The sequence below is a fragment of the Pseudomonas sp. 21LCFQ010 genome, assembly GCF_024129905.1.
Taxonomy (GTDB): domain Bacteria; phylum Pseudomonadota; class Gammaproteobacteria; order Pseudomonadales; family Pseudomonadaceae; genus Aquipseudomonas.
The window spans coordinates 126833-150827 of the sequence record NZ_JAMYDZ010000008.1; the positions used below are offsets into that span (position 1 = coordinate 126833).

General features: G+C 61.9%; 21 protein-coding genes. 7 read left to right on the forward strand and 14 right to left on the reverse strand.

All coding sequences use genetic code 11. The features are described from left to right. Nucleotides 1–207: 207 nt before the first annotated feature. From NJC38_RS12025 to NJC38_RS12060, 8 genes are read right to left on the reverse strand one after another with little or no spacing between them, the layout of a single operon-like run. Nucleotides 208–1215: a septal ring lytic transglycosylase RlpA family protein gene (locus tag NJC38_RS12025; protein WP_045487348.1), complete on the reverse strand. Its 1008-nt coding sequence runs from the start codon at nucleotides 1213–1215 to the stop codon at nucleotides 208–210. Further along, nucleotides 1215–2222, reverse strand: coding sequence for a lytic murein transglycosylase B (mltB, locus tag NJC38_RS12030; RefSeq protein WP_045487345.1), 1008 nt, complete (start codon nucleotides 2220–2222; stop codon nucleotides 1215–1217). The genes NJC38_RS12025 and mltB overlap by 1 nt, the downstream gene beginning before the upstream one ends. Nucleotides 2223–2239: 17 nt before the next feature. Next, nucleotides 2240–3343 carry a rod shape-determining protein RodA gene (rodA, locus tag NJC38_RS12035; protein ID WP_045494235.1) on the reverse strand — a complete coding sequence of 368 codons (1104 nt, stop codon included), beginning with the start codon at nucleotides 3341–3343 and terminating at the stop codon, nucleotides 2240–2242. Between the two features lie 31 nt (nucleotides 3344–3374). Continuing rightward, entirely contained in the window at nucleotides 3375–5294 is a 1920-nt protein-coding gene (gene mrdA, locus NJC38_RS12040) for a penicillin-binding protein 2 (protein ID WP_045487342.1), read from the reverse strand. Nucleotides 5295–5304: 10 nt separating this feature from the next. Further along, complete coding sequence (rlmH, locus tag NJC38_RS12045) at nucleotides 5305–5772, reverse strand: 23S rRNA (pseudouridine(1915)-N(3))-methyltransferase RlmH (RefSeq protein WP_045487340.1); 468 nt, start codon at nucleotides 5770–5772, stop codon at nucleotides 5305–5307. Nucleotides 5773–5781: 9 nt separating this feature from the next. After that, entirely contained in the window at nucleotides 5782–6168 is a 387-nt protein-coding gene (rsfS, locus tag NJC38_RS12050; RefSeq protein WP_045487338.1) for a ribosome silencing factor, read from the reverse strand. Nucleotides 6169–6174: 6 nt separating this feature from the next. Beyond that, complete coding sequence (gene nadD, locus NJC38_RS12055; protein WP_253115013.1) at nucleotides 6175–6885, reverse strand: nicotinate-nucleotide adenylyltransferase; 711 nt, start codon at nucleotides 6883–6885, stop codon at nucleotides 6175–6177. 37 nt (nucleotides 6886–6922) lie between these two features. After that, nucleotides 6923–8194, reverse strand: coding sequence for a glutamate-5-semialdehyde dehydrogenase (locus tag NJC38_RS12060; RefSeq protein WP_253114947.1), 1272 nt, complete (start codon nucleotides 8192–8194; stop codon nucleotides 6923–6925). A 257-nt stretch (nucleotides 8195–8451) separates the two neighbouring features. Here NJC38_RS12060 and NJC38_RS12065 point away from each other — a divergent pair, with 257 nt between their 5' ends. Further along, a complete protein-coding gene (locus tag NJC38_RS12065) occupies nucleotides 8452–9135 on the forward strand; it encodes a DNA-3-methyladenine glycosylase (RefSeq protein ID WP_162484333.1) in 684 nt (227 codons plus the stop codon). A 2-nt stretch (nucleotides 9136–9137) separates the two neighbouring features. Further along, nucleotides 9138–10460, forward strand: a complete 1323-nt coding sequence (locus tag NJC38_RS12070) for a bifunctional DedA family/phosphatase PAP2 family protein (RefSeq protein WP_253114949.1) — start codon at nucleotides 9138–9140, stop codon at nucleotides 10458–10460. A 206-nt stretch (nucleotides 10461–10666) separates the two neighbouring features. Here the strand turns inward: NJC38_RS12070 and NJC38_RS12075 are convergent, their stop codons facing one another. Genes NJC38_RS12075 through NJC38_RS12085 form a run of 3 tightly spaced genes read right to left on the reverse strand, consistent with a single transcriptional unit; the run spans nucleotide 10667 to nucleotide 12343 of the window. Continuing rightward, entirely contained in the window at nucleotides 10667–11257 is a 591-nt protein-coding gene (locus NJC38_RS12075; protein WP_253114950.1) for an LON peptidase substrate-binding domain-containing protein, read from the reverse strand. Between the two features lie 10 nt (nucleotides 11258–11267). After that, nucleotides 11268–11984, reverse strand: coding sequence for an LrgB family protein (locus tag NJC38_RS12080; RefSeq protein WP_253114952.1), 717 nt, complete (start codon nucleotides 11982–11984; stop codon nucleotides 11268–11270). Further along, nucleotides 11981–12343 carry a CidA/LrgA family protein gene (locus NJC38_RS12085; protein ID WP_253114953.1) on the reverse strand — a complete coding sequence of 121 codons (363 nt, stop codon included), beginning with the start codon at nucleotides 12341–12343 and terminating at the stop codon, nucleotides 11981–11983. The genes NJC38_RS12080 and NJC38_RS12085 overlap by 4 nt, the downstream gene beginning before the upstream one ends. Nucleotides 12344–12695: 352 nt before the next feature. Between NJC38_RS12085 and NJC38_RS12090 the strand changes: the two genes are divergently transcribed. The 3 genes from NJC38_RS12090 (at nucleotide 12696) to NJC38_RS12100 (ending at nucleotide 15694) form a co-directional block, all read left to right on the forward strand. Further along, nucleotides 12696–13151: a MaoC family dehydratase gene (locus NJC38_RS12090; protein WP_253114954.1), complete on the forward strand. Its 456-nt coding sequence runs from the start codon at nucleotides 12696–12698 to the stop codon at nucleotides 13149–13151. A gap of 134 nt (nucleotides 13152–13285) precedes the next feature. Beyond that, a complete protein-coding gene (locus NJC38_RS12095; protein WP_253114955.1) occupies nucleotides 13286–15010 on the forward strand; it encodes a C13 family peptidase in 1725 nt (574 codons plus the stop codon). Between the two features lie 42 nt (nucleotides 15011–15052). After that, nucleotides 15053–15694, forward strand: coding sequence for an NAD(P)H-binding protein (locus NJC38_RS12100; RefSeq protein WP_253114956.1), 642 nt, complete (start codon nucleotides 15053–15055; stop codon nucleotides 15692–15694). A gap of 90 nt (nucleotides 15695–15784) precedes the next feature. Here the strand turns inward: NJC38_RS12100 and gudD are convergent, their stop codons facing one another. The 3 genes from gudD to NJC38_RS12115 form a co-directional block, all read right to left on the reverse strand. Further along, nucleotides 15785–17137: a glucarate dehydratase gene (gene gudD / locus NJC38_RS12105; protein ID WP_253114958.1), complete on the reverse strand. Its 1353-nt coding sequence runs from the start codon at nucleotides 17135–17137 to the stop codon at nucleotides 15785–15787. A 26-nt stretch (nucleotides 17138–17163) separates the two neighbouring features. Beyond that, nucleotides 17164–18540, reverse strand: a complete 1377-nt coding sequence (locus tag NJC38_RS12110) for an MFS transporter (RefSeq protein WP_253114961.1) — start codon at nucleotides 18538–18540, stop codon at nucleotides 17164–17166. A 251-nt stretch (nucleotides 18541–18791) separates the two neighbouring features. Next, nucleotides 18792–19826, reverse strand: coding sequence for a LacI family DNA-binding transcriptional regulator (locus NJC38_RS12115; RefSeq protein WP_253114963.1), 1035 nt, complete (start codon nucleotides 19824–19826; stop codon nucleotides 18792–18794). A gap of 168 nt (nucleotides 19827–19994) precedes the next feature. Between NJC38_RS12115 and NJC38_RS12120 the strand changes: the two genes are divergently transcribed. Both NJC38_RS12120 and NJC38_RS12125 read left to right on the forward strand, forming a co-directional pair. Beyond that, complete coding sequence (locus NJC38_RS12120; protein ID WP_253114965.1) at nucleotides 19995–21245, forward strand: TIGR03862 family flavoprotein; 1251 nt, start codon at nucleotides 19995–19997, stop codon at nucleotides 21243–21245. 221 nt (nucleotides 21246–21466) lie between these two features. Next, nucleotides 21467–23884: a glucose/quinate/shikimate family membrane-bound PQQ-dependent dehydrogenase gene (locus NJC38_RS12125; RefSeq protein ID WP_253114967.1), complete on the forward strand. Its 2418-nt coding sequence runs from the start codon at nucleotides 21467–21469 to the stop codon at nucleotides 23882–23884. Nucleotides 23885–23995 lie beyond the last annotated feature (111 nt).

Consider the following 23995-nt stretch of genomic DNA (forward strand, 5'->3'; position numbering starts at 1 on the left):
AAATTGCTGAATGGGCAGATATGCCCTCGCGGGCAAAACTCAAGGATCCGTCGCAGGCAGCGCCGCCCACGAGGTCCCGTAATGCCAGGCCAAACCTGGCAGGCAAGCCCCACAGGGCATTGCCGTCTACAACGCCGCCTCCTGCTCTGCACGGCAGATTGAGGCACGCTGCGCACCACCGGCGCACATGTCGCCGGCAGCGGTGGATCAATCGGCAGTCACCACGCTGGGTTGCCCCAGGTTGGCCGACCTTACGCTGTCCTGCAGTTGCTGGGCCTCACCCTGCGTCGCCACCGGCCCCATCCGCACGCGATAGAGCGTCTGCTGGTTGCGGGCGATGGAACTGACGAACACCGGTGCGCGGACCATCGTGCTCAGCTTCGAGCGCAGCAGCTCCGCAGCATCCGGATTGGCGAAGGCTCCGACCTGGAGAAACAGCCCATCGGCTGATCCTGAAGCGTTTTTTTTTGCCTCGTCCTGCAACGGTACAGGCGGCGCAGCGTGTTGCTGAGGCGGTGGCGTCCATTGCTCGATGGTTCCGGCCGAGGCAGTGATCACCGGCGCGGCGGGCTTGGGAGCCGGCTGTGCCTGGGCCATCATCAACGGCGCCGAGCGGCCACGCTGGGCCCACCACTCCTGAGGATCGATGCCTTCGACCTTGACCCGCGCCGTGCCGCTTTCGGCATAGCCGAGCTTCTTGGCCGCAGCATAGGACAGGTCGATGATCCGGTCCGAATAGAACGGCCCGCGATCGTTGACCCGCAGTACCACAGTGCGGTTGTTGTCGAGGTTGGTGACCTTCACGTAGGTCGGCAGCGGCAAAGTCTTGTGCGCGGCACTCATGCCATACAGGTCATAGACTTCGCCGTTGGCGGTGTTCTGGCCGTGGAACTTGGTGCCGTACCAGGATGCCGTACCGGTGGCCACATAGCGTCGGCCATCGTTCATCGGAAAATAGCTCTTGCCCAACACGGTGTAGGGGTTGGCCTTGAAAGCACCGGTGTGCAGGGTCGGGGTGGCGTCGGGAATCTTCGAGATATCCACATCCCACCATGGCGCGCCATCCTTGTGGGCGCGGTTGATGTCCAGCCCCGGCGCAGAGCGCACGGCCTGACTGCCGCTGTGTTGCGGTGAGCGGCTGGACGACGAGCAGCTGGCAAGCACCAGGCCGATCCCGACGTACACCAGCAGTTTGAATGAGGTACTTGCCCGCATTACTTGACGCCTCGAGCTTGAACCAGAGATTCGGAGAGCTGATGCACGGCCATGGCGTACATCACACTCCGGTTATAGCGAGTGATCGCGTAAAAATTGTTCAACCCTATCCAGTATTCGGGCCCGTTGTCACCCTCCAGGCGAAACGCGGTCACTGGCAGGTCATCGCGCAGCGCATCATGACTTGCCCAGCCCAGGCCTCGCAACTCTCCAAGGCTCATGACCGGATCAAGTCCGGGGCTCAGGCCCTGCTCGGCTTGCGCGCCCGAGACATTGGCGCGGCTGACCACTGGCTGGCCCGCTGCCCAGCCGTGACGCTTGAAATAACTGGCAACACTGCCGATGGCATCGTCCGGATCAGTCCAGATGTTGATATGGCCATCACCGTCGAAATCTACCGCATAGGCGCGAAAGCTGCTGGGCATGAACTGCGGCAGGCCCATCGCCCCGGCATAGGAGCCCTTGATGGTCAGCGGGTCGATCTGCTGTTCACGGGCCAGCAGCAGGTACTCGCGCAGCTCTTTGCGAAAGAATGTGGCGCGTGGCGGATAGTCGAAACCCAGGGTCGAAAGTGCATCGATCACCCGGTAATTACCGGTATTACGACCAAAAAACGTTTCTACGCCGATGATCGCGACAATCACCTGGGCAGGCACTCCGTACTCGCGCTCGGCGCGTGCCAGGGTGGCCTCGTGCTGACGCCAGAAATCCACGCCACGGGCGATCCGCGCCTCGGTGATGAACATCGGCCGGTATTCTTTCCACGGCTTGACCCGCTCTGCTGGCCGGGAAATCGCATCGAGAATTGCCTGCTTGCGCTCCACATCACGGAACACACCCACCAGTTGTTCGCCGGCAAAGCCGTAGTCGCGGGTCATCTCGGCGACGAACTCGGCGACCTGCGGCGAGCCATCGTAGGAACCGGCCACGGCCTCCTGAAGCGAGCCCAGAAGGCTCATCAGGCTGACCAGCGGTACGTAGCGAGCCAGGTTGCGCGCTGCTTGCATTGAATAGTTCACCTTAATCAAGCCTGTGCAATCCATTTGCGGTGGGTATGAATCGACATCAAAACGCCAAACGCTGACAGCAAGGTCACGAGTGAAGTTCCGCCATAACTAATGAAGGGCAATGGAACCCCCACCACCGGCAGCAGACCGCTGACCATGCCGATGTTGACGAAGACGTATACAAAGAAGGTCATGGTCAGGGCACCGGCCAGCAACTTGCCGAACAGCGTCTGGGCCTGGGCGGTGATCACCAGCCCACGACCAATCAACAACAGGTAGACGATCAGCAGCGCACAGATGCCGACCAGGCCGAACTCTTCACCGAGCACCGCAATGATGAAGTCGGTGTGGCTCTCTGGCAGAAAGTCCAGGTGCGACTGGGTGCCCAGCAGCCAGCCTTTGCCGAATACGCCGCCCGAACCAATCGCCGCCTTGGACTGGATGATGTTCCAGCCGGTGCCCAACGGGTCGCTTTCCGGATCAAGGAAGGTCAGCACCCGCTGTTTCTGGTAGTCATGCATGAAGAACATCCACATGACCACAGAAGCGGGCACGATGGCCGCCACCACACTCAGAATCCAGCGCCAGCGCAACCCGGCCATGAACAGCACGAAGGCACCCGAGGCCAGGATCAACAATGAGGTGCCCAGGTCAGGCTGGCGCACGATCAGCACAAAGGGAACGCCGATCAAGCCGAGACTGACCACCACATGCTTGAGCTGCGGCGGCAGGCTGCGCTTGGACAGATACCAGGCAATCGTGGCCGGCATGAGAATCTTGAGAAACTCCGAGGGCTGGAAGCGGATCACTCCGGGGATGTTGATCCAGCGGGTTGCCCCCATGGCGTTATGGCCCATGATGTCGACCACCACCAGTAACAGCACGCCGACCACATAGCCGACCGGCACCCAACGGGCCATGAACCGGGGTTCGAACTGGGCGATGATGACCATCGCCACCATGCCGATGCCGAACGAACTGGCCTGCTTGAGTAGCAGGTCCCAGTTCTTGCCGCTGGCCGAATACAGCACGAACAGGCTGCCGGCCGCCAGAATCAGCAGCAGCACCAGCAATGGCCCGTCGATATGAATGCGCTGCAGCAGCGTCGCCCGGCGGCGCATCACGTCTTCGCTGGACAGCACCCGGTCGAAATTACTCTTCACGGCCGGTGGCCTCCACAACAGGCGCAGAGCCGCGCTCAGGATTGAACGAGCCGGCATATTCGGCTTTCAGATGACCGTTGCCGTCGAGCAGCCAGGCATCCATCACCTGCCGCACCACCGGCGCCGCGACCCCGGACCCGGACTCACCGTTTTCGACCATCACCGCCACGACGATCCGGGGGTTGTCGGCCGGCGCGAAACCGACGAACAAGGCGTGGTCGCGATGGCGCTCCTGAACCTTGCTGCGGTCGTACTTCTCGCCCTGCTTGATCGCTACCACCTGAGCGGTACCGCTCTTGCCGGCAATCCGGTACTGAGCACCAATCGACGCCTTGCGCGCAGTACCGCGGGCACCGTGCATCACTTCCTGCATGCCGTGGTTGACCCTGGCCCAGTTGTTCGGGTCGCGCAGGATGATGTCCGGTATCGGGTTCTCGTCCACCGGCGTCTGACCTTCGATGGTCTTGGCCAGGTGCGGACGGATCCACTTGCCTTTACTGGCCACCAGTGCCGTGGCCTGGGCCAGTTGCAGCGGCGTGGCCTGCATGTAGCCCTGACCGATACCGAGAATCAGGGTCTCGCCGGGGAACCACGGCTGGCGGCGGGTGGTGCGCTTCCACTCACGCGAAGGCATCAGGCCGGGAGACTCTTCGAACATGTCCAGCGAGACCTTCTGGCCAATCCCGAACTTGTTCATGTAGGTCGACAGCTTGTCGATGCCCAGCTTGTGGGCCAGATCATAGAAGTAGGTGTCGTTGGAGCGCATGATCGCGGTGTCCATATCCACCCAGCCGTCACCGGAACGGTTCCAGTTACGGTATTTGTGGTCATAGTTGGGCAACTGGTAATAACCGGGGTCGAATACCCTGGAAGTCGGCGTCACCGCCCCGCCATCCAGACCGGCGATGGCCACCGCCGGCTTGATGGTCGAGCCCGGCGGGTAGAGGCCGCGCAGGATGCGGTTGAACAACGGCCGGTCAATCGAATCACGCAACTCGGCGTAGGCCTTGAAGCTGATCCCGGTGACGAACAGGTTCGGGTCGAAGCTCGGTGCACTGACCATCGCCAGCACTTCCCCGGTGTTCGGGTCCAGCGCCACGACGGCGCCGCGACGCCCGCCCAGCGCCGCCTCGGCGGCTTCCTGCAGGTGGATGTCCAGGCCCAGCACGATGTCCTTGCCCGGCACCGGGTCGGTACGCTTGAGCACCCGCAGCACCCGACCACGGGCGTTGGTCTCGACTTCTTCGTAGCCGACCTGGCCATGCAGTTCGTTTTCGTAGAAACGCTCGATGCCGGTCTTGCCGATATGGTGCGTGCCGCTGTAGTTGATCGGGTCGAGGGTCTTGAGCTCTTTCTCGTTGATCCGCCCGACATAGCCTACCGAGTGGGCGAAGTGCGGGCCTTGCGGATAGTGCCGGACCAACTGGGCGACCACTTCCACCCCTGGCAGACGGAACTGGTTCACCGCGACCAGAGCAATCTGCTCTTCGGTCAGCTCGAACAGGATCGGCACCGGCTCGAACGGCCGCCGGCCCTGCTTCATGCGCTTCTCGAAGATAACCCGGTCATCGGCGCTCAATTGCAGCACATCGACGATGGTGTCGAGCACCTTGGCCCAGTCGCCGGCCCGCTCGCGGGTCACGCTCAGGCTGAAGCTTGGCCGGTTGTCAGCAATCACCACGCCGTTACGGTCATAGATCAGGCCACGGCTCGGCGGAATCGGCTGGACGTGGACGCGGTTGTTCTCAGACAGTGTCGAGTGGTAGTCGTACTGAATGACTTGCAGGTAATACAGCCGCGCAATCAGCACACAGACCAGCAGCACGATGGCCACAGCCCCGACCACAACACGGCTGCGCACCAGGCGGGCGTCTTTCTCGTGATCTTTGAGGCGGATCGGCTGGGACATTCGAAACGTACTACTTGTGGTAAGGATGACCGGACAGAACTGTCCAGGCGCGGTAGATCTGCTCGCCGATCAAGATACGAACCAGCGGATGCGGCAAGGTCAGCGGCGACAACGACCAGCGTTGCTCACTGCGCGCACAAACCTCCGGTGCCAGCCCTTCCGGGCCGCCGACCATAAGGTTGACGGTACGCGCGTCCAGCCGCCAGCGATCCAGCTCGCACGCCAGTTGCTCGGTGCTCCATGGCTTGCCATGCACTTCCAGCGTCACGATCCGTTCACCGGGCTGGACCTTGGCCAGCATGGCCTCGCCTTCCTGCCGGATGAGGCGCGCCACATCGGCATTCTTGCCACGGGTGTTGAGCGGGATCTCTATCAGTTCCAGCGCCAGCTCAGGTGGCAGGCGCTTGGCATATTCATGCCAGCCTTCTTCCACCCACTTGGGCATGCGTGAACCTACAGCAATCAGGCGTATGCGCACGGCAAGGTCTTATTCGTGACCAGGGGTATGGTGCGCTGCGCTGGCTGCACGGCTTTGCTCGGCACCCTGCCACAGACGCTCCAGGTCATAGAACTGACGCGATGCAGCGGTCATCACGTGCACGACGACGTCACCCAGGTCCAGCAGCACCCAGTCGCTGTCGCCCTTGCCTTCTTCACTCAGCGGCTGGACTCCGGCGGCCTTGACCTTCTCGCGGACATTCTCGACCAGCGCATTGAGCTGACGGTTGGAGCTACCGGTGCAGATCAGCATGTAATCGGCGATGCTGGTCTTGTCGCGCACGTCCATCTTGAGGATATCGGTACCTTTTACGTCTTCCAGGGCCGCGATGGCGAGGTCGACGATTTCTTCACTGCTCAGTTTCTGTTTGCTCATGAACACTCATTCACTCTTCAATGTGGATACATCCGCAGGCTTGCCGTGCAAGCCATTGTCGGGTGCTCCCTCGGTATTGGGCGCACGGTACAGACCGTGTGCTTCGATATAGGCCAGAACGGCGTCAGGCACCAGAAAACGCACTGATCGGCCTGCCGCCAGTGACTGGCGGATCTGGGTGGCAGACACCGACAGCGGCGTCTGCCAGACAAAGGTAATCTGCCCGCCCGGCCCGTCCAGAGCCTTGGGGTCGCCGACCGCCCGGGCAGCGACCAGGTCGCGCAGGGCTTCAGGCGGTTCGCTGTCGGCATCGGGCCGCTGCAGCACCACGATGTGGCAATGCTCCAGCAGTTCTTCCCAACGATGCCAGGACGGCAAGCTGCAAAAGGCATCCCAGCCCAACAGCAAAAACAGTTGATCGTGTGCAGCCATCCCGGCACGCATCGACTCCAGGGTATCGACGGTGTAGGACGGCTTGTTGCGGCGCAACTCACGGTCATCGACCTTCAACGGCGCTACCCCGGCCACGGCGCTACGCACCATGGCCAGGCGGTCTTCAGCGGTCACACTCGGCAACTCACGATGCGGGGGCCGGGCACTGGGCGTCAGACGCAGTTCATCGAGTTCGAGCAGCTCGGCCACTTCCAGGGCGCCACGCAGATGGCCGATATGCACCGGGTCAAACGTGCCGCCCAACATGCCGATACGCCTGGGCAGGGCGAGCGCAGGCTCACTCATGTCAGGCAGGCTCAACTCAGACGGGCTCCTGTCCACGCAGCTGGCCATCCCCGATCACGATGTACTTCTCACAGGTCAGGCCTTCGAGCCCCACAGGGCCGCGAGCATGCAGCTTGTCGGTAGAGATGCCGATCTCGGCGCCCAGGCCGTACTCGAAGCCGTCGGCAAAGCAGGTCGGTGCGTTGACCATCACCGAACTGGAATCGACTTCAGCCATGAAGCGCCGAATCTGCGCCTGATGCTCGGAGACGATGCCGTCACTGTGGTGCGAGCCATAGTGATTGATATGCTCGATGGCCTCGTCGAGGCTGGCCACCACCCGGATCGACAGGATCGCTGCCAGATACTCGGTGTGCCAGTCTTCTTCGGTGGCCGGCACTACATCGACCAACGCCCGGGTCCGCTCACAACCGCGCAACTCGACGCCCTTTTCGCGCAGTTGCGCGGCCATCGGCGGCAAGAAATCGGCGGCAATGGCCTGATCGACCAGCAGGGTCTCCATCGCGCCGCAGATGCCATAACGGTAAGTCTTGGCGTTGAAGGCGATCTTTTGTGCCTTGTCCAGCTCCGCATGGGCGCTGACATAGATATGGCAGATACCGTCCAGATGCTTGATCACCGGCACCCGGGCGTCACGGCTGATGCGTTCGATCAGGCCCTTGCCACCGCGCGGCACGATCACATCGACGAACTCGGGCATGCTGATCAACGCGCCGACCGCCGCACGGTCGGTGGTCTCGACCACCTGCACGACACCGGCCGGCAGACCGGCTTCGGCCAGGCCCCGGGCGATACAGGTCGCTACGGCGCGGTTGGAATGGATCGCCTCGGAGCCACCCCGCAGGATGGTCGCGTTACCGGACTTCAGGCACAGGCTGGCGGCATCGATGGTCACGTTCGGCCGCGACTCATAGATGATGCCGACCACGCCCAGCGGTACGCGCATCTTGCCAACCTGAATGCCGGAGGGTCGATGACTCATGTCACGGATGGCGCCGACCGGGTCCGGGAGGCTGGCAACCTGACGCAACCCGACAATCATGCTGTCGATACGTGCGGGGGTCAGGGCCAGGCGGTCGAGCAGGGCCGGTTCAAGGCCGTTGGCCCGGCCATTGGCCAGGTCTTGTTCGTTGGCGGCGGTCAGCTCGGCGCGAGCGGCGTCGAGTGCCGCAGCGGTGGCCAGCAGGGCGCGGTTCTTTTGCGCAGTGCTGGCCCGGCCGATCACGCGCGACGCCTCACGGGCGGCACGTCCAAGGCGGGTCATGTAGTCAAGAACGGACTCAGTCATGGTCTCAGAGGTCTTGGCAGCGAAGAAAGCGGTCGATTATAGCTGTCAGGCCGACTTAACGACAGCGCAGACAGGCGGATGGTTACGATACTGGCAAAATCTTCATCAATACCCGGTATATCGAGCCCCACAGGGGGGGGCTCGACGCTGAAACACTGGCTTGTCATCTTCCGATACAACAAAGCACTGAAAAAACCGCGATAGCGAAAGCCGCACGCTTGCTATGATCGGCGCCCTGCCCTTGCCCGCGAGCCACCATGCCCACTGCGCTGCCTAATATCCTGCCCGACAGCTTCTTCAATCGCGATGCCCAACTGCTGGCCCGCGACCTGCTGGGCAAGGTCATCCGGCACAAGGTCGGTGATTTATGGCTGGCGGCCCGCATCATCGAGACCGAAGCCTATTACCTGGCCGAAAAAGGCAGCCATGCCTCGCTGGGTTACACCGAAAAGCGTAAAGCGTTGTTTCTTGATGGCGGGCACATCTATATGTATTACGCCCGTGGCGGCGACTCGCTCAACTTCAGCGCCGAAGGGCCGGGCAACGCCGTACTGATCAAATCGGGCATGCCTTGGGTCGATGCGTTCAGCGATGCCAATGCCCTGGCACAGATGCAACTGAACAACCCTGATGCCAGTGGTGCCCTGCGTGCGCCCGAGCGGTTGTGTGCCGGGCAAACCCTGCTGTGCAAGGCCATGGGCCTGAAAGTGCCAATGTGGGACGCCAAGCGCTTCGACCCTGAGCGCATCTTTGTCGAAGACGTCGGGCTACGCCCGCCCCGCATCATTCAGGCTGCCCGCCTGGGCATCCCGTCCGGGCGTGACGAACACCTGCTGTATCGTTTCGTGGACGCCGAACAGGCACGCTGGTGCACACGGAACCCTCTCAGGCGCGGTCAGGTCGAAGGCCGCGATTACCTCATTCTGGATCAAGGAAACTGACCATGGGCGAATGGCTCAACGGCATTACCGGCTGGCTGACCGCCAACCCTTCCTGGGTCGCGGCAGCCATTTTCATCGTCGCGTTCATTGAGTGCGTGGCCATTGCCGGGATCGTGGTCCCCGGTACGGTGCTGATGTTTGCCATCGCAGCGCTGGCCGGCAGCGGGATTCTGGGCCTCAGCGACGTTCTGCTGCTGGGTTTTGCCGGGGGTATTCTGGGCGATCTGGTTTCGTATGCCGTAGGCCGGCGCTTTCACCAGAATATCCGCCGCCTGCCCGGCCTGCGCTCGCACCCGGAGTGGATGACCGGTGCCGAGGCATATTTCCAGCGCTACGGTATTGCCAGCCTGCTGGTCGGCCGCTTCATCGGCCCACTGCGGCCCATGCTGCCGATGATTGCCGGTATGTGCGACATGCCTTTTCCGCGCTTTCTGGCGGTCAGCATCATCGCCACCATCGGCTGGTCAATCGCTTACCTGTTGCCCGGCTGGGCCGCCGGTGCTGCCATTCGCCTGCCATTGCCAGAAGGGTTCTGGGGTGAGGCCGCTGTTGTCGGTGGGGTTCTGGCAGTGGTGTTTGGCCTGAGCATCCAGAGCAGCATGCGCAAGCAGCGCTATGCGACCCGGCTGATCAGTGGCTTGTGCCTGGTGACCATGGTGGCACTGTTTATCGGCTGGCCGTGGCTGGACAAGTTCGATCAGGGCCTGATGACGCTGGTGCAAGAGCACCGCAGCGAGGCAGCACAGAACATTGTCCTGCTGGTGACCAGTATTGGTGACTTCCACACCCAGTTGCTGGCGGCGGCCCTGGTGGTACTGGTGCTGCTGGTTGCCCGGCAGTGGCGCCATGCGGCGTTTGCGGTCGCCACCATGCTCGGCACCGCTTGTGCCAACGGTGCGCTCAAGGCGTTTTTTGCCCGCGCCCGGCCAGAGGTGCTGGTCGATCCGCTGACCACCTACAGCATGCCCAGCGGGCATAGCTCGGCAGCGTTTGCATTGTTCATGACCCTGGCCGTGCTCGCCGGCCGCAGTCAGCCGGTGCGGTTGCGCCTGGCCTGGCTGGTGCTGGGGGGCATTCCGGCGCTGGCCATTGCGCTGTCGCGGGTTTATCTGGGCGTGCATTGGCCGACTGACATCCTGGCCGGGATGATGCTGGCGCTGGGTATCTGTGCGGCGAGCCTGACGATTATTCAGCACCGCGAGCCGCTGCCGGCCATGTCGGCACGGGTCTGGTGGCTGTTGGTGCCGGCGGTGACGGCTTTGCTGGGTGGTTTTGCGGTCAATGCGCTGTCGCATGCGGTGTTGCGGTATCAGTATCTGATGTAGCGACGACTGGAAAGCGATCCGCTTTGGCTGCGAGTTGACATTTAGACTGATGAAAAGTCCTTCATCGTGTTGTCTGGACTTCAGGTTTCGCCCTGCTGGGCGAGTTACTTTGGAGCGCCAAAGTAACCAAAACGCTTGCGACGGTCTTGGCCATCTTGGTTCGTAGAGCAAAAGCAAGAACAACGGCGGTTGGCCGTTGCTCGGGCTTACGCCTGCAGGTCGCCCTGCATTTCGTCGAGCAGGCTCTGAATGGCGACCAGGCGCTCTTCGGGGTCGTCGATTTCCAGCAGTTCGATCTTGTCCTGCTCATCGAATGGCAGCAGGTAGGCCAGTTGGTTACCCAGCGATTGCTGGCCTGCCGCGTCCAGGCCCATGTCCAGTGAAGCGACCATCGGGTGTTCGGCCAGTGCATGCAGCAGCGCCACCAGGTCGGCGTCTTCTTCCTGCAAGGGCCGCTCTTGATGATCTTCAAGCCAGTGCACATCGGCGACCAGCAGTTGGTCGCGCTGGACTTCAGCACTGACAACCCGGAAGCGTCGCCCACCCACCACACGGATGCCCAGCAGGCCGTTGTCCTGTTGCTGGAAGTCGCGCACCAGGGCTTCACAGCCGATCAGCGAGTAGCCGCCCGGTGCAATACCGACCTCGCTACCTTGGGTGATGCACACCACGCCGAAGCCTTCATTGCGCTTCATGCAGCGACCGATCATGTCCAGATAGCGGGCCTCGAACAGTTGCAGGTCCAGCACGCAGCCCGGAAACAATACGGTGTTCAATGGAAACAGCGGCAACGTCATAACAAGCTCCTTACACGACAACAGAGACCGCCAGCGGCAGACACAACGCCGTCGCCACACCCATCAGACTCATGGCCAGCGCGGCAAACGCACCCGCCTCCTCGCCTTCCTGCAACGCCTGGGCAGTACCCACCGCATGGGCGGTCAAGCCCAATGCCATGCCGCGCGCAGCAGGATTATCCACCCCGCTCAATGACAACAGTAGCGGCCCGAAGATAGCCCCCAGCACACCGGTAATCAGTACGAACACCGCAGCCAGCGCAGCGACGCCGCCCATTTGCTCGGCCACCAGCATGGCAATCGGTGACGTCACCGACTTGGGCGCCAGGGTCATGAGGATCATATGATCGGCCCCCAGCAGTTCACCCAGCGCCAGACACAGACCGGTCACCAACACACCACCCAGCACCAGCGTAGTCAAGGTTGGCCAGAACAACTGACGAATCCGGCGCAAATTCAGATAAAGCGGCACGGCAAGTGCAACCGTGGCGGGCCCCAGCAGCGTGCCTAGAATCGCGGTGCTGTCGCGGTACTGCTGATAACTCAGGCCACAGGCCAATAAAATGCCGATCAGAATGGCCATCGACACCAGCACCGGCTGCAGCAGCACCAGGCGGCTTTTTTCGTATGCGGCCATCGCCAGTTGATAGGCGCCCAGCGTGATACCGATGCCAAACAACGGGTGGTTGATCACCGCCCCCCAGGCGCCGTGCCAGTCGAGCATCATGGGTTTTCCTTACGGCGGGCCTGGCGCTCGGTGAGTTTTTGCATCAATACGCCGACAAACACCACCGACACCACTAGCGACACCACCAGGGTGCCGAAGATCGCCCAGAAGTCTCGGGCAATCGCCCCGGCATAAGCCATCACCCCCACCGCCGGCGGCACCAGCAGCAATGGCAGGTAACGCAGCAGACTGGTCGCGGCCTGGCTGATCGGCTCATCGACCTCCCCGCGCACCATCAAAAAGCCCAGCAACAAGATCATGCCAATGATCGGCCCCGGCAGGATGGGGATAACCAGATGATTGAGTGCAGTCCCCAGCAACTGGAACAACACCAGCGCCGTCAGTCCTCGTAGCAGCATGCGTACTCCGGCAAATGCAAATGTACGGGGCTCATTATAAGCATGGCAAACCTGCGGCCATATAACACTCCCGCAGACTTGACCTAATGGCCAGGCTCTGCTGATCTTCAGCGGTCCTGCATTAGGGGCTGTTGCCGTTTCATGCCAACCGCGCCGAGGTCCAATACTGTTCAAATAAGCGCCGCATGCCTTTGTGGGAGCGACCTTGGTCGCGAAAGGGCCGGTAAAGCCGCAGCATCTACTGCGAATGTGCCGCCGTCTTCGCCAGCAAGCGGGCTACCACCGGTCTAACAGAACAGTATTGCGCCGAGGTCAACACCCCATAGCAGATTTCATTATCAAGGAGAGAACCATGACCTATGTACCGGCACACCAACTCACGCAATACATTGGCAAGGAACTGGGATGTTCCGACTGGCTGAGTATCGACCAGGCGCGTATTGACCTGTTTGCCGAAGCCACCGGCGATTTTCAGTTCATCCATGTCGACCCGGTCAAGGCCGCGAAGACCCCGTTTGGCGGCACCATCGCCCACGGTTTTTTGTCGCTGTCACTGATCCCGGTGCTGATGGGCGACCTGATGGTCCTGCCTGAAGGCCTGAAGATGGTGGTTAACTACGGGCTGGACAGCGTGCGCTTCATTCAGCCGGTGGCGGTTGGCTCGCGGGTGCGCCTGAAGCTGCAACTGACCGAGGTCAGCGAGAAAAAACCTGGGCAGTGGCTGCTCAAAGGCACGGCCACGATGGAAATCGAAGGCCAGGAGAAACCGGCCTATATCGCCGAACCACTGACCTTGTGTTTCGTGTAACGGCCATTGATACGAAACAGTCATTACTGACTGTTTCGTCAACCTGACAGCCTGCGGCATACTTCTGATCACGGCATCAAGGCTCGAAACGAGCCTGGGCCGCCCCTGCCGATTCATACCCCTTGAGACCTGACATGCGCGCGCTTGCCCCACTGGCACTGACCCTCCTGATCGCTGGCTGCGGAGACGGCGAGTCGCTGCTGCCGCCTGACGGCCGCCTGCCGGATGGCGGACGCTATCGTGGCGATCTGGTCAACGGCCTGCTGCAAGGTCAGGGACGTATCGACTACCCCAATGGCAGCTGGTATCAGGGTCAGTTCGACCGCGGCCAGTGGCATGGCCAGGGTGAATGGCGGGCCAGCAACGGGGATGTCTATAAAGGCGGGTTCGAGCACGGCCTCTACAGCGGCCAGGGCATTCTGACCACCCGTACCAGCAGTTACGTGGGTGCGTTCAAGCAAGGCCGCCGTGAGGGTGAAGGGACCTACAAGGAAAAGGACCTGCTCTACCGTGGCGGGTTCAAGGCTGACCTTTACGACGGCGCCGGCCGCCTGGAGCTGGATGACGGCACCCAGTATCAGGGCCAGTTCAGCCGCGGCAAACCCAATGGCGAAGGGATGCGCAGCGATGCCAGCGGCAATCAGTACAGCGGCCGCTTCGTCAACGGCCAGTTGCAAGGCATGGGCACGTTCAGCAGTGCCGAGGGCGATCAATACATTGGCAACTTTCACGATAACCAGCTCGACGGCAAGGGCCGCTATGAGAACAGCGACGGCGATGTCTGGAGCGGCCAGTTCAGCGCAGGCGCCTTCACCGGCAAAGGCGAACTGATCGGCACCGATGGCAGCCGCTATCAGGGCGAGTTCAGCAACTGGCGCTTCAACGGCGAAGGCAAATTGCACTTGGCCGATGGCAGCACCTATACCGGTGGTTTCGCCAATGACACCTATCAGGGCCAAGGCACCCTGACTCAAGCCGACGGCACGGTGCTGCGTGGCGTCTGGGCCAATGGCCAACTGGTCCGCGATGCCAAGGGCGAGCTGCTGCCCGACACGCTGGAAACCGGCTTGCTGGCCCAGGGTGTACTGCTCGATAACGCCCTCAAGGCGGTGCCGGCCTCAACCCCGGCGATGGAGCTATACAGCCTGGTGGTCGGCGGCGACGGCAAACAGAGCGTATTCAAGCGCGAGGCGGATTATGTCGGCAACCTGCTCAAGACCCGCTTTGGCGCTCACGGCCAGGTCAGCCTGGTCAACCACCGCGACCACATGGCCGATCGCCCCATGGCAACCCGCGAGACCATCAGCCGGGCGATCCAGACCCTGGCCCAGCGCAGCGGCCCGGAAGACCTGATCTTTATCTACCTGACCAGCCACGGCACGCACGATCATCAACTGGTACTCGACCAGCCGCGCCTGTCACTGTCCGACCTGCCGGCCGACCAACTGGCCACAGTCATGGCGCCGCTGCACAATCGCGACAAGATCATCGTGATCTCGGCCTGCTATTCCGGCGGGTTCATTCCGGCGCTCAAAGACGAACGTACGCTGATCATGACCGCCGCACGCGCCGACCGGGTTTCGTTCGGCTGCACGGAAGAGGCTGACTTCACCTACTTCGGTGATGCACTATTCGCCAAGGCGCTGGTCGAAACAGATAACCTGCAACAGGCTTTCGATCAGGCCAGTGCGTATGTCGCACGCCGCGAGATCGAAGACAATTTCGAGGCATCCGAGCCCCAGATATGGGCGCCAAAGGGGGTGGTCGCCCGCTGGCAACAACTGCGCAAAAACCAGGCAGAACGCGCGCTGAAAACGACGTTGACTCGCAAGGATGCGAAGATTTCCAGTAGCCGCTAGACGAAGAACCCGGTTCTTCTGACAGATCAAGGGAGAAACATCATGTACTTGACGCCGCAACACATCCTGCTCGCAGGCGCCACAGGACTGACAGGCGAACACCTGCTCGATCGCCTGCTCAATGAACCCACTGTCAGCCGGGTCCTGGCCCCGACCCGTCGGCCGCTGGTGAAACATCCGCATCTGGAAAACCCTATCGGCGATCTTGCCGGCCTGCTGCCGCAACTCGATGGCCGGGTGGATATCGCTTTCTGCTGCCTGGGGACCACCATCAAACAGGCCGGCTCCCAGGACGCCTTCCGCGCCGTCGACCTGGATCTGGTGCTGGCTTTCGCGGCCCGCGCCCGTGCGCTGGGTGCCCGGCATCTGCTGGTGATCAGCGCCATTGGCGCCGACCCGAAGTCCAGCGTGTTCTACAACCGCATAAAAGGCGAGATGGAGCAGGCGCTGCAAGCGCAGCACTGGCCACAACTGACCATCGCCCGCCCTTCCCTGCTGGTCGGCAACCGTCCTGAGACACGCTGGGCCGAACAGTTGGCAGCGCCCATCGCCAAGCTGCTGCCGGGCAAGTACGGCGCCATCGAAGCCTGCAGCCTGGCCCGCGCCCTGTGGCGCCTGGCGCTGGAAGAACAGGATGGGGTGCGGATTGTCGAGTCTGATGAGTTGCGTAAGTTAGGCAAGTAAATCATTGCCCGCCGGAAAAAAAACGGCGCACAAGGGGGATGTGCGCCGGTTGCCAGCATCGTGGCCAGGGTTATTCGTTAAAGCAGCCGATCAACGCACCATGCATGGCTGCTTGTTGTTGAACGTCCAGTTCGGCACCAGAAACTGCATGGCAGTGGCGTCATCGCGAGCGCCCAGCCCCATGTTTTTGTACAGCTCGTGAGCCTTGCCCAACTGATCCAGGTCCAGCTCGACACCCAGCCCGGGCTTGTTCGGTACAGCCACCTTGCCGTCGACAATCTTGAACGGCTCCTTGGTCAGGCGCTGGCCGTCCTGCCAGATCCAGTGAGTATCGAGCGCGGTGATCTCGCCCGGCGCGGCAGCGCCAACCTGAGTGAACATCGCCAGCGAGATATCGAAGTGGTTATTGGAATGCGAGCCCCAGGTCAGGCCCCATTCGTGACACATCTGCGCAACCCGTACCGAGCCCTGCATGGTCCAGAAGTGCGGGTCGGCCAGCGGAATGTCCACCGACTGCAACTGGATCGCATGGCCCATCTGCCGCCAGTCGGTAGCGATCATATTGGTCGCGGTGCGCAGGCCGGTGGCACGCCGGAACTCGGCCATCACTTCACGACCCGAATAGCCGTTTTCAGCACCGCACGGGTCTTCGGCATAGGCCAGCACATGATGCTGATCGCGGCACAGGCGGATCGCCTCCTTGAGTGACCAGGCACCGTTCGGGTCCAGGGTGATGCGTGCATCCGGAAACCGCTCGGCCAGCGCGGTGACCGCTTCAATTTCCTCATCGCCGCGCAGCACGCCGCCCTTGAGCTTGAAGTCCTTGAAGCCGTAGCGCTGATAAGCCGCCTCGGCCAGGCCAACGATCTTCTCAGGGCTCAACGCCTCTTGGTTACGCAGGCGAAACCAGGCGTCATCGGCCTCGGCTTCACGGCGATAGTCCAGGGTGGTCTTGCCCTGGTCACCGACGTAAAACAGATAACCGAGCATCTCCACCGCATCGCGCTGCTGGCCTTCGCCCAGCAGGGCTGCTACCGGTACATCCAGGTGCTGACCGAGCAGGTCGAGCAGCGCTGACTCCAAAGCCGTCACCGCATGCACAGTGATGCGCAGGTCGAACGTCTGTAAGCCACGGCCTCCCGAATCACGGTCGGCGAAAGCGTTGCGCACCTGATTGAGCAGGCGCTGGTATTGACCAATCGACTGGCCGACCAGCAACTCACGGGCATCTTCCAGCGTCTTGCGGATCGCTTCGCCACCGGGTACTTCACCCACGCCGACACGCCCGGCATTGTCTTTGAGGATCAGGATGTTGCGGGTAAAGAACGGACCGTGGGCACCGCTGAGGTTGAGCAGCATGCTGTCGTGGCCGGCGACCGGCACCACCTGCAGTTCAGTGATGACCGGAGCACCACGGGTTTGGCTTGCAGTCAGAGCATTCATGATAAGAATTCCTTGTTGGGTGGCAATCAGCGCTGGCTGGCCGACGCAGCGGAGCCGTCGAGCGCATCGGGTTTGGTGGGTTCGGCATCGACCAGGCCCTTGAGCTGGACGCGCTTGATTTCACCGACGATGAACAGGTAACTGATCGCGGCAATCAGGGCGTTGACCCCAACGAACACCAGCGCCATCTTGAACGAGCCGGTGGCAGCGATGATGTAGCCGATCACGATCGGCGTGGTGATCGACGACAGGTTGCCAATGGTGTTGAACAGCCCGCCCGACAAACCGGCGATCTGCTTGGGCGAGGTGTCGGAGACCACTGCCCAGCCCAGTGCACCCACGCCTTTGCCGAAGAACGCCAGGGCCATGAAGCCAACGACCATCCAGTCGGCTTCGACGTAGTTGCAGAGAATCATCGACATCGACAACACCATGCCCAGCACGATCGGCGTCTTGCGCGCCACGCTCAGCGAGTTGCCACGGCGCAGCAGCATGTCCGAGAACACCCCGCCCAGCACGCCGCCGAGAAAGCCGCAGATGGCCGGCAGCGAGGCGATGATGCCGGCCTTGAGAATGGTCATGCCGCGCTCCTGGACCAGGTACACCGGGAACCAGGTCAGGAAGAAGTAAGTCAGCGAGTTGATGCAGAACTGGCCCAGATAAACTCCGGCCATCATCCGGTTGGTCAGCAACTGACGGATGTAGTCCCACTTCGGACCGCTGTCTTTTTTCTTGCTGCGGTCATCCAGGTCCACCAGCCCGCCGTTCTCGGCGATGTAGCGCACCTCTGCGGCATTGGCCCATGGGTGGTCCTTGGGGCTATAGATCGTGCGCATCCAGATCAGCGAGAACAGGATGCCCAACGAGCCCATGAAGATGAATACGTGCTCCCAGCCAAAGCGATAGACGATCCAGCCCATCAACGGGGCGAACAGCGCCGTGGCGAAATATTGCGCCGAATTGAAGATCGCCGAGGCCGTGCCGCGCTCCTTGGTCGGAAACCATGACGCAACGATCCGCGCATTGCCGGGAAACGACGGCGCTTCGGCCAGCCCTACCGACATGCGCAGCAGAATCAGCAAGACCACCGCGGTGCCGACGCTGAACTCACCGATATAGCCCTGCAGCAAGGTAAACAGCGACCAGGTGAAGATGCTTGCCGCATAAACGCGCTTGGAGCCGAAGCGGTCGAGCAACCAGCCACCCGGGATCTGACCGAGCACATAGGCCCAACCGAACGCGGAAAAGATATAGCCCAGAGTGATCGCATCGATCCCCAGGTCTTTCTGGATACTGGAACCGGCGATGGAAATGGTTGCGCGGTCGGCAAAGTTGATCGTGGTCACCAGAAACAGCATGAGCAGGATCATGTACCGGGCGCGGGTTTGCTTGGGTTCTTGCATGAAGTGACGCTCCCACGAATTGTTTTTATGCGGGTAATGAAGTCTCGGCCGGAAAGCCATTATCGTCAGTTGTCGTACAACGATAACGTTATCATGCACAGAGATAACGTTATCATTCAAGCCCCGCTCATAAGGTTTTTTGTTTCGAAGGAAATTGGAGGGGATTGCAGGAACAGATTTATCCGCGAACGTTTACCGCCTTTCGCGGATAAAGCGATGGCCGCCCGACGGCGGCTGTCGCGGGTTCTGGTTCAGGTACTGGCGCGCTCAACCAAAGAGAAACCACTGTCAAAGCGCATGGCCGTGCTGTCGCCGGCAAAGCGTCGCAACAAGGCTTCGGCCACCTCACGGCCCATCACCGTGGCATTGACGCTGATGGTTGACAGCGCAGGCTGCGCGAAGCGGCTGTTGGTGGTGTCGCCAAAACCCAGCACGGCAATGTCTTGCGGCACCCGCAGGCCCAGTTCAGCGGCCTGAGCCAGCACACCCATGGCGACCGTGTCGGAGCTGCAAAACACCAGTTGCGGCGCCTCAGGACGCTGCAACAAGCGCTTGAGGCCCTCGCGCCCCACTTCCCAGGTGGCCGGCAGCGGCAGGATTTCGACCGGTACTTCGCTGATACCGTGTTGCCCCAGGCGCTGGATCAGGCTGTTGCAACGACGAATGCCACGAGGGTCGTCGACGGTAATTACGGCAAAACGCTCATACCCCTTGGCCACGAAGTGCTCGGCAACCTGTTCACCGACCTGTTCATGGGAGAAGCCCACCTGCATGTCCAGCGCCGTATCCGACAGGTCCCAGGCTTCGACCACAGGGATGCCGGCCGAAGCCAGACGCGCGCGGCTGCCCTCGGTGTGCAAAGTACCAGTGAGCACTATGCCGTCCGGGCGGCGGCCGAGAATGGCCTCAAGCAGCACCTCTTCCTTTTCCGGCGAGTAGCCGGTGGGGCCCAGCAACGACTGGTAACCGGCTTCAGTCAGGCGGTCCATGATCGCCTGCACGGCGGGGGCGAAAATCGAGTTGGCAATGGTGGGCAGCAAAATTGCCACCAGGCGGCTCTTGCTACTGGCCAGGCTGCCCGCCAACAGGTTGGGAACGTAGCCCATCTGCCTGACCACTTCCAGCACCCGCACGCGAGTGGCCTCACTGACCAGCTCAGGGCGGTTCAGGGCCCTGGAGACGGTAATGGGTGAAACACCGGCTTCACGTGCTACATCGATAACGGTGACCGGAATATCCGCGCCGCCGCTGACATGGGTGAGTTCCCTTCTGGATTTTCTGGCCACGAGGTTCCTGACTGGGTTGATCGGCGCAGCAATGATGGCAGGCCCGAAAGTGGCAAAATTTTACGAAAACCCGCGAAACAGAGCAAATGCCGCTGCTTGCAGGTCAGCGGGCACAAGAAAATCTCCGGTAAACTATCGGGCCTTTCCAACCCGATTCACGGCCTGCCCATGACCTCACCGACCTCCACCGCCCGTTCATCTGTTGTCATCATCGGCGGCGGTCCCGCCGGCCTGATGGCGGCTGAAGTGCTGAGCCAGGCCGGTCTCAAGGTCGATCTGTATGACGCCATGCCGTCGGTGGGGCGTAAGTTTCTGCTGGCCGGGGTCGGCGGCATGAACATCACCCACTCCGAGCCCTGGTCGGCATTCTTGTCGCGCTATGCCCGGCGCGCGCCGATGATCGAGCCTTTTTTGCAGACGTTCGATGCCGATGCCCTGCGTCAGTGGATTCATGGGCTGGGCATCGAGACCTTCATCGGCAGCTCTGGCCGGGTATTTCCTGCCGACATGAAAGCCGCGCCCTTGCTGCGCGCCTGGCTCAAGCGTCTGCGCGACAGTGGCGTGAATCTGCACACCCGGCATCGCTGGCTGGGCTGGAACCCTGACGGCAGCCTGCGCCTGCGCGGCCCTGATGCCGAGCGCAGCGAACGCGCCGATGCGGTACTGCTGGCGCTAGGCGGCGCCAGTTGGGCACGCTTGGGGTCCGACGGTGCCTGGCGACCCTGGCTGCAGGATCAAGGCGTTGAGGTTGCGGCATTACAGCCCAGTAACTGCGGCTTCGAGGTCAACACCTGGAGCGACGTGCTGCGCAGCAAATTCGCCGGCGCGCCACTGAAAAACATCGCCATGTCTGTGGATAACTTGCCGATGCGCACAGGGGAGTGCGTCGTGACCGAAACCGGGGTTGAGGGCAGCCTGGTCTACGCCCTGTCAGCGCCGATCCGGGACGGGATCAATCGCGCTGGCTCAGCGACTGTCCACATTGACCTGCTGCCGGGCAAATCCGTGCAAGCGGTGCAGGCGGCGCTGGAAAAACCGCGCGGCTCACGCTCGATGGCCAAACACCTGAGCGGCCAACTGGGCCTGGAAGGGGTCAAGGCTGCGCTATTGCGCGAATTGACCAGCAAGGCGCAGTTCGATGACCCGCAGGCGCTGGCCAAAGCCATCAAAGCCCTGCCCCTGCAACTGGTGCGCACTCGCCCGCTGGACGAGGCAATCAGCACGGCCGGAGGCGTAGCCTTCGAAAGCCTGGATCAGCACCTGATGCTCAAAGCGTTGCCTGGGGTGTTCTGCGCCGGCGAGATGCTCGACTGGGAAGCACCGACTGGCGGCTACCTGCTGACCGCCTGCTTTGCCAGTGGGCGCGCCGCAGCGCAAGGCATGCTGCACTGGTTGCAAACCTCGCCCCGCACCCCGTAACCGGCCGGGCGACGCTGCGACGCAAAGGCCGGTAAATACACTCCACCTGTTGTGGATGTAATTGCGCCTTCACGAGCGAGCTCGTTCCCACAGCATTTCAAGTCACAATCCGTGCCGGGCTCCGAACTCCGGGTAAAAAAGTGTGCGATTTTCGAACAATTAACTAACTGGTTAGTTTTTGATGTTTATAATCGCCGGCATTCAAACACGGGTGCTACAAAATGACACAGCCACAACCCCTCTCCGGCCTGGTCAGGTTCATCCTGCTCGGGCTCGGCATCATTACCCTTTTGCTTGGTCTGGCCCTTGCGGCCGGCGGCTTCTCGCTGGTCCGTCTGGGCGGTAGCTGGTATTTCCTGATCGGCGGTCTGGTTATGGCTGCTTGCGGTCTGTTGATTGCGTTGCGCAAGCCGCTCGGCGCACAACTGTTCGCAGTGTTCCTGATCGGCACGGCCATTTGGGCGGTGCTGGACGCCGGCCTGCAATTCTGGCCGCTGTTCTCGCGGCTGTTCATGTTCTCGGTCATGGGTCTGGTGATCCTGCTGGTGTATCCACAGCTGGTGCGCGCCAGTGGTGCCGTACCGGGCAAGGCGCCGTATGGCATCGCTGGCGTACTGGCAGTCGCACTGGTGATCGCGGTGGGCAATATGTTTGTCGCCCACCCCAGTGTCGCAACCAATGGCAGCGGCCCTGGCCTGACCCCGGTGGACCCGGCCAACGCGCAGAAAGACTGGGCGCATTACGGCAATACCGAAGGTGGCAGCCGCTTTGCTGCGCTGGACCAGATCAACCGTGGCAATGTCGACAAGCTGCAGGTGGCCTGGACCTACCGCACCGGTGATGTTGCGCAGAGCAACGGCAATGGCGCCGAAGACCAGCTCACCCCGCTGCAAATCGGCAACAAGGTGTTTATCTGCACACCGCACAACAACATCATTGCGCTGGATGCCGACACCGGCAAAGAGCTGTGGAAAAACCAAATCAACGCTCAATCCGCCGTATGGCAGCGCTGCCGGGGCCTGGCGTACTTCGACGCCACCGCAGCGCTGGTGCAGCCAAGCCAGCCAGGCAATTCAGCGGTGACCGCAGTCAACGTAACGGCCGGCGCCAACTGTCAGCGCCGCCTGCTGACCAACACCATCGACGCACGCCTGATCGCCGTCGACGCCGACACCGGCGAATTCTGCCAGGGCTTTGGCAACAACGGTCAGGTTGACCTGAAAGCCGGTCTGGGCAATGTCCCGGACTCGCACTATCAATTGTCTTCGGCCCCGCTGATGGCCGGCACCACGGTGGTGGTCGGCGGACGTGTCGCCGACAACGTCCAGACCGACATGCCAGGCGGCGTGATTCGTGGCTTCGACGTGGTCACCGGGCAACAGCGCTGGGCCTTCGACCCGGGCAACCCGCAAGAGCGCAACGCACCGGCCGAAGGCCAGACCTACGTGCGCAGCACGCCGAACAGCTGGGCACCGATGTCCTACGATCCGGCGATGAACACCGTGTTCCTGCCGATGGGCAGTTCGTCCACCGACCTATACGGTGTCGAGCGTACTCGCCTGGATCACACCTATGGCGCTTCGATCCTGGCCCTGGACGCCACCAGCGGCGCAGAAAAGTGGGTGTACCAGACGGTCCATAATGACCTGTGGGATTTCGACCTGCCGATGCAGCCGAGCCTGATCGACTTCACCGGTAAAGACGGCAAAAGTGTGCCGGCACTGGTGATCGGCACCAAGGCCGGGCAGATCTTCGTCCTCGACCGCGCCACTGGCCAGCCGCTGACCCAAGTGGATCAAGTGCCGGTCAAGGCCGGCAACATCCCCAACGAGCCGTATTCGCCCAGCCAGCCAAAGTCGGTGGGCATGCCGCAGATCGGCGCCCAGCAGCTAACCGAGTCGGACATGTGGGGCGCCACGCCGTATGACCAATTGCTGTGCCGTATCGACTTCAAGGGGATGCGCTACGACGGGCTGTACACCGCGCCAGGTACCGATAAATCGCTGAGTTTTCCAGGCTCGCTGGGTGGCCTTAACTGGGGCGGCCTGTCGACCGACCCGGTGCACGGCTTCATCTTCGTCAACGACATGCGTCTGGGCCTGTGGGTGCAGATGATTCCTGCGCAGAAAGATGCCAAGGCTTCCTCCGGCGGTGAAGCGATCAACACCGGCATGGGCGCGGTGCCGCTCAAAGGCACCCCCTATGCGGTGAACAAGAACCGCTTCCTGTCGGTGGCCGGCATTCCGTGCCAGGCGCCGCCGTTCGGCACCCTGACCGCCATCGACATGAAAACCCAGAAAATCGCCTGGCAAGTGCCGGTCGGGACCGTGGAAGACACCGGCCCCCTTGGCATCGCCATGGGCTTGCCGATCAAGATCGGCCTGCCGACCCTCGGCGGCACCCTGTCGACCCAAGGCGGTCTGGTATTCATCGCCGGTACCCAGGACTTCTACCTGCGCGCCTTCAACAGCGCCAACGGTGAAGAAGTCTGGAAAGCCCGACTGCCGGTCGGCAGCCAGGGTGGGCCGATGACTTACGTGTCGCCCAAAACCGGCAAGCAATACGTGGTGATCACCGCCGGTGGTGCGCGCCAAGCGACGCAACGCGGTGATTACGTCGTGGCCTACGCGCTGCCATAATCCGTTCTTTCGCCCGCCCCTGATGGGGCGGGCGATTGCTCAGTATTACTGCACAGCGGATGTGCACGATCTGAACCGCCTGCTGTCTTCTATCCTGCCTGTTGCATCCGC